Source organism: Microbispora hainanensis (assembly GCF_006874475.1).
In the GTDB taxonomy this organism is placed as follows: domain Bacteria; phylum Actinomycetota; class Actinomycetes; order Streptosporangiales; family Streptosporangiaceae; genus Microbispora; species Microbispora hainanensis.
On the sequence record NZ_VIRM01000029.1, the window covers coordinates 40,145 to 52,593 of the forward strand.

A 12,449-nucleotide genomic window follows, 5' to 3' on the forward strand; every position below is an offset into this window, starting at 1 on the left:
GAGGTCCCGTGACCGGTCGCGCCCTTCCCTTCGGGCCGTCGAGCCCGATCATCCAGGCGCCCATGGCGGGCGGCGCCTCTACCCCGGCCCTGGCGGCGGCGGTGTCCGGGGCGGGCGGCCTCGGGTTCCTCGCGGCGGGTTACCGTACGGCGGAGGACGTGCGCCGGGACATCGCGGCGGTGCGCGAGCGGACGGACCGGCCGTTCGGGGTGAACGTCTTCGTCCCCGATTTCGCGGCGCGGCGGGAGCCGGGTGACGACGCGGCGGTGGCCCGCTATCGCGAGGAGCTCGCCCCCGAGGCCGAGCGGTACGGCGTGACGCTGCCGGAGGCCCCCGCCTGGGACGACGACGGGTGGGACGCCAAGATCGACGTGCTGGTGGACGAACGGGTGCCGGTGGCCTCCTTCACCTTCGGCTGCCCGCCGCCCGAGGTGACGGCCCGTCTCCACGACACGGGAGCCGTGATCATGGTCATGGTGAACACCCCGTGGGAGGCGGTCGCGGCGGCCGAGGCCGGCGCCGACGCGGTGGTGGTGCAGGGCCCCGGAGCGGGCGGGCACCAGGCGGCCTTCCTGGCCCCGCCACCGTCCTGGCCGAGCTCCTGGACGGCCCCGGACGACCTGCCGGAACTCGTGCGGCGCGTGCGCGAGGCGACCGGCGTGCCGATCGTCGCGGCCGGGGGGATCATGGACGGCGCGGACATCGCCGCCGTCCTCGCCGCGGGCGCGGTCGCCGCGCAACTGGGCACGGCGTTCCTGCGCACCCCGGAGAGCGGGGCGCACCCCGTGCACAAGGCCGCCCTCGCCGACCCCCGCTTCATCCGCACCGCGTTCACCCGGGCCTTCTCCGGACGTACGGCGCGCGGCCTGGCCAACCGGTTCATGGCGGAGCACGAGGCGTCGGCGCCCGCGTACTACCCGCAGGTGCACCACCTGACGAAGGGCCTCCGCCGGGCGGCGGCCGAGCACGGCGACCCCGAGGCGATGGCGCTGTGGTGCGGCCACGGTTACCGCCGCTGCCGCGACCTCCCCGCCGCGGCCCTCGTCGGCACCCTCATGAAGGAACTCGCGACCGCCCGCGCCTGACGGCCGGAGTCACAGCGTGACCACGATCTTGCCGTGGACGTGGCGTCCGGCCTGCAGCGTCACGGCGTCGCGGATCCGCTCGATCGGGAAGGTCGCGGCGATGGGCACGGTGATCGCGCCGGCGAGGACCGCGTCGGTGATCCGCTCCAGGTCGGCCGGGGTGGCCTGCTCGCCACCGGTCGCGCGTACGCCGCCGGGAGGGTTCGGGCCCGCGGCGATCGTGGAGATCCGCTCGGGCGGCACGCCGAGCGCGAGCGCCGCCTCGGCCGTCTCGGTGCCGAACAGGTCCGTCGCGGCGGTCACACCGCCGGGAGCCAGCGCCCGCACCCGATCGGCGAGCCCCGGGCCGTAGGTCACCGGCTCCGCGCCCAGTTGCCGCAGGAAATCGAACGTGCCCTCCGAGGCGGTCCCGATCACCCTGGCGCCCGCGAGCCGCGCGAGCTGTACGGCGAACACGCCGACGCCGCCGGCCGCGCCGCCGACCAGGAGGGTGTCGCCGGATCGCAGGCCGATCGCGTCCAGAGCGGCGGCGGCGGTCAGACCGGCCACCGGGAGCGTGGCCGCCACCTCGTCGCCGATGCCGTCCGGCGTGTGGAACAACGCGCCGGGCGTCGGAGCCTTCATCACCAGGAAGTCGGCGGCGGCCTTCGCCATCGCGCCTCCGTAGACGCGGTCGCCCACGGCGAAACCGTCGGCCCCTTCGCCGGCCTCGTCGACGACGCCGGCGAAGTCGTAGCCGAAGCCGGACGGCAGGGTGAGGCCGAACACCGTCGCCGCCTCGGGGGTCGAGGTGATGATCCAGTCCATCGGGTTCAGGCCGGCGGCCGTCACACGGACGCGTACCTCGCCCGGACCGGCGTGCGGCTCCGGAACATCGCGCAGCTCCAGCACCTCGGGACCTCCGAACGTCTCGTAAACGACGGCTCGGCTCATGGGGAACCTCCGACAGATCTGATGGGACTTGGTCCCATCACCATACATGAGTGATGGGACCAACTCCCGTACACTTGCCTCATGGCCCGCTGGCAGCCCAACGCATCGGAACGACTGATCCTCGCCGCCCTCGAACTCTTCGAGGAGCGGGGCTACGAGAACACGACCGTGATCGAGATCGCGGAGCGTGCCGGGCTGACGAAGAGCACCTTCTTCCGGCACTTCCCGGACAAGCGGGAAGTGCTCTTCGGCGGGGACACGATGGCCGGGCTGCTCGCCAAGGGCATCGCCGAGGCTCCCGCGACCGCCACGCCGTTGGACGCGGTGGCGCACGCTCTCGACGTGGTCGGGAAGGAGGTCTTCACCCCCGACCGCCGCGAATTCGCCGCCCGCAGGCTGGCGGTGATCGCCGCCCACCCTGAGCTGCAGGAACGCGAGGCGCTGAAGGGCCTCGGCCTCACCGCCTCGATGGCCGACGCGCTCACGCGGCGCGGAGTGCCCGGCCTGACCGCGTCCGTGGCCGCGCAACTGGGCGCGCTGGCCATGAAAATCGCCTACGAGCGCTGGAGCGCCACGACCGGCGGCGACGACTTCGGCGAGCTCGCCCGCCAGACGATCACCGACCTCCGCGCCGCCGGCACCCTGTGCTGACGGGGTCTTCCTGCTGACGCCGCCCGGTAGCCGCCGTCAGGCTCAGAGGAGCCGCGGAGAGGCGCATGCTGTGTCAGTTCACGGTCTGGAAGAAGGGTGGGGACGACACCGCCTCGTAATGGACGGGTAACCGGGAGATGGCACGGTGAAGAGGCCGGAGAGGGGCGGAGGTGCTTGTTTTCGCCTCTGAACTAAGATGACCGTGTCGCGACGGGGAGGGTGGTCATGGCGAGGCCTCAGCGCAGGACGGTTCGGGATATCCGCAGAGGCAACCGGGCCGTGTTGCTGCGCGCGCTCTACTTCTCCGGCCCGACCAGCAGAAACGACCTCACCGCGCGCACCGGGCTGAGCGCCGCCACGGTCAGCACGATGACCGCCGACCTGCTGGGCGAGAACATCGTCGTCGAGGCGGGCCAGGTGGAGTCGGACGGCGGCCGGCCTCGCGTGCTGCTGCGGGTCAACCCCGAGTATGGCTTCGCGGTCGGCGTCGACGTGGCGGAGACGCACGTCCGGGTCGGGCTGTTCGACCTGGAGATGACCGAGCGGGCCAAGGTGGACTACATGCTGCGGCCGGCCCGCCACGATCCCGAGCTGATCGCCCGGCACATCCTCGCCGGGGTCGACGTCGTGCTGTCGGACGCCGGGGTGTCCCCGGAGCAGGTGCTCGGCATCGGCGTGGGGGTTCCCGGCATAGTCGAGCCGGGCGCCGACGGCGTCATCCACGCCAAGACCTTCGGCTGGGACGGTGTGCCGCTTGGAGCGCTCCTGCGTCGCGGGACCTCGCTCCCGCTGTACGTGGACAACGGCGCCAAGACGATGGGCCAGGCCGAGCTGTGGTTCGGCTCGGGCCGGGGCGCCTCGGAAGCGGTCATCGTGCTGCTCGGCGTGGGGGTGGGCGCGACCATCGTGGCCGACGGCACCACGTTCCGCGGGGTCAGCAGCAGCGCCGGGGAGTGGGGCCACACCAAGATCGTGGCGAACGGGCGGCCCTGCCGCTGCGGCGGCCGCGGCTGTCTGGAGGCGTACGTCGGGATCGAGGCCATCCTCGACCGGGCGGGCGTCGCCTCGCGGGGCGACTGGGAGGAGGACCTCGCGGGTGTGCTGGCCTCGAAGTCCCCGGTGGTCGAGGAGACCGTCACCTACCTGGGCGTGGGCCTGGCCAACCTGGTCAACCTGATCAACCCCGAGAAGATCGTGATCGGTGGCTGGGTGGGGGTGCAGCTCGGCGAGAGCCTGCTGCCCGACATCCGCCGCGCCACCGCCGCCAACTCGCTGGCCGAGCCGTACGCCGCGACGTCGATCGTGCTGGGCCGCCTCGGCCCCGACGCGGTCGCGCTGGGGGCCGCCACGCTCGTGCTGGAGGAGTTCCTGAACGCGCCGCAGGTCGCGAGGATCACCGCCGCCGGCTGACGACACGGCCGGGTTTCGCGGGAAGGCCCCGCGCGTGGCGAGGGGGATGAGGCACGCCTTACGGGACCTCCTTGTGCATACCGGGACCGACTCGCGCGCCGAAGCGTCCCGAGGCAGGCGCCGCGAGAGGGGCAGGGCGCGGCGGCCAGGGGTGATCCGGCAGGTGTTCCGGCGGGCGGGGAATCGGTCGGATCAGTGACGTTGGAGAGCGCTCTCCCGGAGACTAACATCCGCCGGGGCGCCGGAGTCAATGGATAATTCTGATCGTGAACTAAGTCTTGACATAAGCGATCAGGGGGCGCACGCTCATGCCGCTGGACCTCTCTCATCCCCCACACCCTCGCCCGAGGGGCTCCGCACCGAGGAGACGTACATGCCTCCATCCTCCCCGCCTCACCCCGCCCACGGACGGCCGCGCAGGCGGCGCGGGCGCTCCGGCCTGGTCGCGGCCGGGCTCGTGGCGCTGTCGACCTTCGCGGCCGTGACCGGCGTCGTCCCCGCCACCTACACCGCCGCGGCGGCGGCCTGCGGCACCGCCAACGTCGCGCAGGGCAAGACCGCGTCGGCCTCCTCCACCGAGAACGCCGCGTCCCCGGCGTCGGCGGCGTTCGACGGTGACGCCGGCACTCGATGGTCGAGCGCGTTCAGCGACCCGCAGTGGATCCAGGTGGATCTCGGCAGCTCGCAGCAGATCTGCCGGGTCGTGCTCAGCTGGGAGACCGCCCGCGCCCAGACGTTCAAGATCCAGGTCTCGGCCAACGGCTCCACGTGGTCGGACGCGACCGCGACCGTCAACGGCGTCGCAGGGACGCAGTCGCTCGACGTATCGGCGACGGGCCGCTATGTCCGGATGTACGGCCTGACCAGGGCCACGGCGTACGGCTACTCGCTCTGGGAGTTCGCCGTCAACACGGAGACGGGTGGCGGCGGGACCACCTGCGGCACCGCCAACGTCGCGCAGGGCAAGACCGCGTCGGCCTCCTCCACCGAGAACGCCGCGTCCCCGGCGTCGGCGGCGTTCGACGGTGACGCCGGCACTCGATGGTCGAGCGCGTTCAGCGACCCGCAGTGGATCCAGGTGGATCTCGGCAGCTCACAGCAGATCTGCAAGGTGATCCTGAACTGGGAGACCGCTCGCGCCCAGACGTTCAAGATCCAGGTCTCGGCCAACGGCTCCACGTGGTCGGACGCGACCGCGACCGTCAACGGCGTCGCAGGGACGCAGTCGCTCGACGTATCGGCGACGGGCCGCTATGTCCGGATGTACGGCCTGACCAGGGCCACGGCGTACGGCTACTCGCTCTGGGAGTTCGCCGTCAACACGACCGGCGGCGGTGACGACGGCGGCCCGGGTCTGCCGGGCGGCGGCGACCTCGGGCCGAACGTGAAGATCTTCGACCCGTCGATGTCGAGCGCGAGCATCCAGAACACGCTCGACACGATCTTCGACCAGCAGGAGTCGAACCAGTTCGGCAGCCAGCGCTACGCGCTGCTGTTCAAGCCGGGCACCTACAGCGGGCTCAACGCCCAGATCGGCTTCTACACGTCGATCTCCGGCCTTGGCCAGTCGCCCGACGACGTGACGATCAACGGTGACATCACCGTCGACGCCGGATGGTTCAACGGCAACGCCACCCAGAACTTCTGGCGGTCGGCGGAGAACCTGGCCGTCGTGCCGGTCAACGGCACCGACCGGTGGGCCGTGGCCCAGGCCGCGCCGTTCCGGCGGATCCACGTGCGCGGCGGGCTGAACCTCGCCCCCAACGGGTACGGCTGGGCCAGCGGCGGCTACATCGCCGACAGCAAGATCGACGGCACGGTCGGCCCGTACTCCCAGCAGCAGTGGTTCACCCGCGACAGCACCATCGGCGGCTGGACCAACGCGGTGTGGAACATGGTGTTCTCCGGCGTCGTCGGCGCTCCGGCGCAGAGCTTCCCCAACCCGCCCTACACGACGCTCGCGACCAGCCCCGTCACCCGCGAGAAGCCGTACCTGTACGTGGACTCGGGCGGCGCCTACCGCGTGTTCGTCCCGTCGCCGCGGACGAACTCCAGCGGCGTGAGCTGGGCGAACGGCCCGACCCCCGGCACCTCGATCCCGCTGACGCAGTTCTACGTCGCCAAGCCGTCCGACAGCGCCGCGACGCTCAACCAGGCGCTGAGCCAGGGCCTCAACCTGCTGTTCACGCCCGGCATCTATCACCTCAGCCAGACGCTCAACGTGACCAGGGCGAACACGGTGGTGCTCGGGCTCGGCTACGCCACGCTGATCCCGGACAACGGGGTCGTCGCGATGAACGTCGCGGACGTCGACGGCGTGAAGATCGCCGGTCTGCTCTTCGACGCCGGCACGGTCAACTCGCCGGTGCTGCTGCGGGTCGGCCCCGACGGCGCCTCGGGGAGCCACGCCGCCAACCCGATCTCGGTGCAGGACGTGTTCTTCCGGATCGGCGGCGCGGGACCCGGCTCGGCCACGACGAGCCTGGTGGTGAACAGCGACAACACGATCATCGACCACATCTGGGCGTGGCGGGCCGACCACGGCGCGGGCGTGGGCTGGAACACCAACCCGGCCGACACCGGTGTGATCGTCAACGGCGACAACGTCATCGCGTACGGCCTGTTCGTCGAGCACTACAAGAAGTACGAGGTGATCTGGAACGGCGAGGGCGGCAGGACGATCTTCTTCCAGAACGAGCTGCCCTACGACCCGCCGAACCAGGCGTCCTGGATGAACGGCTCGACGCGGGGCTACGCCGCCTACAAGGTGGCCGACAACGTGAACACGCACGAGGCCTGGGGCATGGGCAGCTACTGCAACTTCAGCACCGACCCCTCCATCGTCGCCGAGCGCGGCTTCGAGGCCCCCAACAAGACGGGCGTGAAGTTCCACGACCTGCTCACGGTGTCGCTGGGCGGCGTCGGAACGATCGCCCACGTCATCAACGACACGGGCGGCGCGGCCCAGGGCACGGCCACCGTCCCGGTCTACGTGGTCAGCTACCCCTGATGTAGACGACCCCGGAAAGCCGGGCGCGGCGGGAGGCGCATCGCCTCCCGCCGCGCTCCGCGCGTCCACAGGGAACTACATCCGCACGCCGGCGGTCTCCAGCAGGTGGATCCGTACGGCGTCCCGCACGCGCATCTCCAGCTCGTCCAGCTCGGCCGGGGTGGCCGCGTCGATGAGGAACGTCACCGCGCGGTCGTCGGAGCTGTGCAGCGGCCCGAGCTCGGCGCCGCGGTCCTTGAGCACGAGCACGGCGCGCAGCGTGGGCGGGTCGTCAGGGGCGCTCGGCTCGACCTCGGGCCACAGGCCGCCCTCGCCCACCCAGGCCGGTGAGACGCCCGGCCAGTCCACCGTGACGTCGCCGAGCCGTCCGGGCTCGTGCTCCAGGTAGACCTGGCGGGCGTACCGGCGCGGCGCGGGATAGGCCGCGGGCTCCCCGAGGGCGATGCGGATGATCTCCGGCTCCATCGGGGCGCCGGTCGCGAGCGAGTAGAGGATCGACAGGCCGTCGCCGGGAGTGCGCGCGGCCACCTCCATGAGACAGGGACGGCCCTCGCCGTCCACCCGCCACTCGGCGTGCGCGATGCCGTCGGCGAAGGCCAGCCGTTCGAGCATGCGCCGGTTGGCGTCGAGGATGATCCGGTTCACGCCCTCCAGCTCGTTCGGCACCGAGTGGGACAGCTCGACGAAGGTGCGGGCGCCCGACTCGGTCGTCTCCTTGCGGGTCACCGAGGCGAACAGGACCCGGCCGTCCTGCACCAGGCTCTCCACGGAGAATTCCTGGCCGGTCACCTTCTCCTCCACCAGCACCGTCTCGTGCGGCAGGTACGCGTCGAGCTGGGCGCGCAGCTCGGCGGCGTCGTGCACGGTCTCCACACCCGAGCTGGAGTGCCGGCTCGCGGGCTTGACCACGGCGGGGAACGACACGCCGTCGGCGGTGAACGCGGCGCGCCCGGCCGCGGGGACGACCACAGAGGCCGGGCTGAACTCCGGCAGATACCACCGCTGCAGATACTTGCTGCGGCAGGCGCGGGTGGCCCGCAGGCCGGGGGAGGGCAGCCCGAGAGCGTCGGCGACCAGGCCGGTCGGCTCGACCAGGGTCTCGCCGACCGCGTAGACGCCGGTGATGTCGTAGCGGTCCCGCCACGCCCGTACGCCGGAGATCACGCCGGCGGTGAACGAGTTGTCGGTGTTGACGTCGCCGTCGGTGAAGGCGATCTCCTCGATGACCGAGGCCGGGTGCGCCGGGTCGCGCATCTGGGCCAGGGCCTGCTCCCGCCAGGAGGCCGGCGTGACCACGAGGATCTTGAGCCCCCGGCGGGACAGTTCGCGCAGATAAAGAGGGGCCCGGCAGATCACCAGGAATGATCCGGTAAGTACGAATGCTCGAGGTTTCACTTTCGCCACCGCCGTTTCTCGCACGTGCTCACAGGCACTTCGCGAACGGAGATTAGTTCCGCCATTTTCGGACGGTCAACGAAATTTCCCGATCATTCGGGATGACCGGTTTCCCGATAGGGGTGGACCGGGGTCGCCGGCCACCCGCTGCCTGCCCTGCCTCGGGGTTCCGAGAAGTCCGAGGTCGTCCTGGATTGTCCGGCCGCGCTGTGGGGCCGTTAGGGGTTGTGAGAAATGTGCGCCCGACCGAATCCTGAATTCGTCCCGACAGGGCCGGAACATCCGTGAACCCCCGATTGGAGGGCTGTTCAATGGCTGGCAACGGCGCCGGAGAAGACGGTCTGGAGACGCTGCGGGCCTCGCTCGACCGTATCGACGAGTCGCTGCTCGACACACTGCGCAGGCGTATCGAGTGCTGTGTGGAAATCGCGCATTTCAAGCGCGAGCACAACGTCCCGATGATGCAGCCCCACCGCATCGGCATCGTGCAGCGGCGGGCCGCCCGATACGCGCAGGACCACGGAATCGACCCCGACTTCCTGCGCCGGCTCTACGACCTCGTCATCGCGGAGACCTGCAGGGTCGAGGACCTGGTGATCGGCGATGTCGCCGCTCGGTGAGCGCGGCGCCGGCGACTCACCCGGCTATTTCGACACGGCTTGGAGGAACCCCGGCATGAGAACGATCCTGATCGACAATTACGACTCGTTCACCTACAACCTCTACCAGCTGCTGGGTGAGGTGAACGGACAGCCGCCGGTCGTGGTGCGCAACGACGCCGACTGGTCCCAGGTGCCGATCCACGAGTTCGACAGCGTCGTGATCTCCCCGGGTCCCGGCCGGCCCGAGCGGGCCCGCGACTTCGGCGTGAGCGCGCGGGCCATCCGCGAGAGCGGGCTGCCCGTGCTCGGCGTCTGCCTGGGCCACCAGGGCATCTGCCACCTGTTCGGCGGCACCGTCACCCACGCGCCGCAGCCGATGCACGGCCGCGTCTCGCAGGTGCGCCACACCGGAGCCGACATCTTCGCCGGCCTGCCCTCGCCGTTCTCGGTCGTGCGCTACCACTCGCTGGCCGCCACCGACCTGCCGGACGAGCTGGAGGCCGTGGCCTGGACCGACGACGGCGTGGTCATGGGGGTGCGGCACCGCACCGAGCCCATCTGGGGTGTCCAGTTCCACCCCGAGTCGATCAGCAGCGAGCACGGCCGCGAGCTGCTGGCCAACTTCCGCGACCTCGCGCTGGCCCACCGCCGGGCGAGGGAGGATCGCGCCGCCGCCGCCCGCTCGCCCTACCGGGTGCACGTGCGCAGGCTGCCGCTGCTGCCGGACGCGGAGACCGCCTACCGGGAGCTGTTCGCGGGCAAGGAGCACGGCTTCTGGCTCGACAGCAGCTCGGTGATCGACGGGCTGTCGCGGTTCTCGTTCATGGGCGACGGCTCCGGGCCGCTCGCCGAGTACGTCACCTATCGGGTGTCGGAGCGAACGGTCACCGTCAGCCGGGCCGACGGGTCGCGGCAGCGCATCGAGCAGCCGTTCTTCGACTACCTGGACGAGCAGCTGCGCGAGCGTTCCGTGCCGGCGCCCGAGGGCCTGCCGTTCGACTTCAACCTCGGCTACGTCGGCTACCTGGGCTACGAGCTCAAGGCCGAGGCGGGCGGCCAGGCCGCGCACCAGGCCGAGGAGCCCGACGCGGCGCTGCTGTTCGCCGACCGGATGCTCGTGCTCGACGCCGTGGAGAACGTCTGCTACCTGCTCGCGCTGACGACGAGCGAGGAGGGGGACACCGACGGCGGCGCGCTGGCCTGGCTGGACGAGACCGCGGCGCGGCTGTTCTCCCTGCCGAGGCACGAGCCGGCCGAGCCGGTCGCGTTCGCGGGGGTCGGCATGACCGACCCGGCGATCGCCGGCGCGGTGGAGATGCGGCACGACAAGCAGGGCTACCTGAGCCGGATCGGCGAGTGCCTGGAGGAGATCTACCACGGCGAGTCCTACGAGATCTGCCTGACCAACGCGGTCACCGTTCGCGCCGAGATCGACCCGCTGCGGACCTACAGCCACCTGCGGAAGATCAGCCCGGTGCCGTACGGCGCGCTGCTCGACTTCCCCGACGTCGCGGTGCTCAGCGCCTCGCCCGAGCGGTTCATGACGATCGGCCCCGACCGGGTCGCCGAGTCCAAGCCGATCAAGGGCACCCGGCCGCGCGGCGCGACGCCCGAGGAGGACGAGGCGCTCCGCCACGACCTGCTCAGCCGGGAGAAGGACCGCGCCGAGAACCTTATGATCGTCGACTTGATCCGCAACGACCTGAACACGGTCTGCGAGGTCGGGTCGGTGCACGTGCCCCGGCTCTTCCACGTCGAGACGTACGCGCCGGTGCACCAGCTCGTCTCCACGATCCGCGGCACGCTGCGGCCGGAGGAGTCGGTGGTGACCTGCGTGCGGGCCGCCTTCCCCGGCGGGTCGATGACCGGCGCCCCGAAGATCCGCACGATGGAGATCATCGACCGTCTGGAGGAGGGCCCGCGCGGCGCCTACTCCGGCGCGCTGGGCTGGTTCTCCCTCGGCGGGGCCACCGACCTCAGCATCATCATCCGCACCCTCGTCGCCACCCGCGACCGGGTCAGCTTCGGGGTCGGCGGCGCGATCGTGGCCCTGTCGGACCCCGAGGAGGAGTTCGAGGAGACGGTCGTCAAGTCGCGCGCCATGATCACCGCGGTGCTGGACACCGCGGCCCAGACCGTGGGGGCCTGACGATGACCCGCGGGGACCACACGACGGCCGGGGACCGCCCGACGGCGGACCACGCGGACCACGCGGACCACGCGGACCGTGGGGACCACGGGGACACGGGCCTGCTGCGGCGCTGCGTCGTCGTCGGCGGCGCGGGCGCCGTGGGCGGCCTGTTCGCCGGGCACCTGCTGCGGTCCGGCGCCGAGGTGCTCGTCGTCGACCCCGCGCCCGGCCCAGCCACCGCCACCGCCACCGGCACCGGCACCGGCACCGGCACCGAGGCAGGGACCACCCCCACCCGGTCCGTGCCGGCCGTGAACGTCGCCTCGCAGGAATCCACGGCCGGGAGCCCCGCCGGGGCTCCTCCGGCCGGTGAGGCGAGGGTCCTGCGGGGCGACATCACGGACATCGGGCCCGAGCTCGCCGAAGAGCTCGGGCGGGCCGACCTGGTCCTGCTCGCGGTGCCCGAGCAGGTGGCGCTGACGGCGGTGAAGCAGGTGGCCGCGGCGATGCGGCCGGGCGCGCTGCTCGCCGACACGCTCTCGGTCAAGGGCCCGATCGCCGACGAGATCCTGGCCCACGCCGGGGACGTCGAGGCGGCCGGCCTCAACCCGATGTTCGCCCCGTCGCTCGGCTTCGCGGGGCGGCCGGTCGCCGCGGTCGTGGTCCACGACGGTCCCCGCACCCAGGCGCTGCTGCGGCTGGTCGAGAGCTGGGGCGGCCGTACCGTACGGCTCGGCGCGCACGAGCACGACCGGCTGGCCGCGGCGACGCAGGCGCTCACCCACGCGGCGGTGCTGTCGTTCGGGCTGGCGCTGGCCGGCCTCGGCGTCGGCGTCGCCGAACTGGCCGCCGTCGCCCCGCCGCCCCACGCCACGATGCTCGCGCTGCTGGCCCGGATCGCCTCGGGCACCCCGGAGGTCTACTGGGACGTCCAGTCGGCCAACCCGCAGGCCGCCGCCGCCCGCGCGGCGCTGGCCGACGGCGTGCGCACGCTCGCCGGCCTCCTCGACGGCCGGGCGGACGGGGAGGCGAACGGGGAGGCAGAGTTCGCGGCGGCCCTGGGCGGGCTGCGCGACCTCCTCGGCCCCGATCTCGGCTTCTACCGCGACACCTGCGCCGTGATGTTCGGCGCGCTGCCCTCCTACGAGCCCCGATCCTCCTACGAGCCCCGATCCCCCCACCAGCCCGGCCCCACCACGAGCACCTCATCTCCCGCCACTACCGAAAGGTGA

The 12,449-nt window shown here is 71.9% G+C and carries 9 protein-coding genes; 7 read left to right on the top strand and 2 right to left on the bottom strand.

Features of this window, described 5'->3' with window-relative positions:
* The first annotated feature begins 8 nt into the window (after positions 1–8).
* Entirely contained in the window at positions 9–1,085 is a 1,077-nt protein-coding gene (locus FLX08_RS22805) for a nitronate monooxygenase (RefSeq protein WP_280117125.1), read from the top strand.
* A gap of 9 nt (positions 1,086–1,094) precedes the next feature.
* Here the strand turns inward: FLX08_RS22805 and FLX08_RS22810 are convergent, their stop codons facing one another.
* The gene (locus FLX08_RS22810; protein WP_142621107.1) at positions 1,095–2,018 is read right to left on the bottom strand and encodes an NADP-dependent oxidoreductase; all 924 of its coding nucleotides are present in this window, start codon (positions 2,016–2,018) and stop codon (positions 1,095–1,097) included.
* Positions 2,019–2,099: 81 nt separating this feature from the next.
* Between FLX08_RS22810 and FLX08_RS22815 the strand changes: the two genes are divergently transcribed.
* The 3 genes from FLX08_RS22815 to FLX08_RS22825 all read left to right on the top strand — a co-directional run bounded on the left by FLX08_RS22815 (position 2,100) and on the right by FLX08_RS22825 (position 7,089).
* Positions 2,100–2,669, top strand: coding sequence for a TetR/AcrR family transcriptional regulator (locus FLX08_RS22815; RefSeq protein ID WP_142621109.1), 570 nt, complete (start codon positions 2,100–2,102; stop codon positions 2,667–2,669).
* Positions 2,670–2,894: 225 nt separating this feature from the next.
* Entirely contained in the window at positions 2,895–4,079 is a 1,185-nt protein-coding gene (locus tag FLX08_RS22820) for an ROK family transcriptional regulator (RefSeq protein WP_142621111.1), read from the top strand.
* A 373-nt stretch (positions 4,080–4,452) separates the two neighbouring features.
* Positions 4,453–7,089, top strand: a complete 2,637-nt coding sequence (locus tag FLX08_RS22825) for a discoidin domain-containing protein (RefSeq protein ID WP_142621113.1) — start codon at positions 4,453–4,455, stop codon at positions 7,087–7,089.
* A gap of 75 nt (positions 7,090–7,164) precedes the next feature.
* On the opposite strand, the gene FLX08_RS22830 is transcribed toward FLX08_RS22825, so the two are convergent.
* A complete protein-coding gene (locus FLX08_RS22830) occupies positions 7,165–8,484 on the bottom strand; it encodes an ATP-grasp domain-containing protein (protein ID WP_142621115.1) in 1,320 nt (439 codons plus the stop codon).
* A gap of 311 nt (positions 8,485–8,795) precedes the next feature.
* Here FLX08_RS22830 and FLX08_RS22835 point away from each other — a divergent pair, with 311 nt between their 5' ends.
* From FLX08_RS22835 to FLX08_RS22850, 3 genes are read left to right on the top strand one after another with little or no spacing between them, the layout of a single operon-like run.
* Entirely contained in the window at positions 8,796–9,104 is a 309-nt protein-coding gene (locus FLX08_RS22835; protein ID WP_142621117.1) for a chorismate mutase family protein, read from the top strand.
* Between the two features lie 55 nt (positions 9,105–9,159).
* Positions 9,160–11,235 (top strand): aminodeoxychorismate synthase component I, encoded by a 2,076-nt coding sequence (gene pabB, locus FLX08_RS22840; protein ID WP_142621120.1) that lies wholly within the window; start codon positions 9,160–9,162, stop codon positions 11,233–11,235.
* Positions 11,236–11,237: 2 nt separating this feature from the next.
* Positions 11,238–12,449, top strand: coding sequence for a prephenate dehydrogenase/arogenate dehydrogenase family protein (locus tag FLX08_RS22850; protein WP_208761603.1), 1,212 nt, complete (start codon positions 11,238–11,240; stop codon positions 12,447–12,449).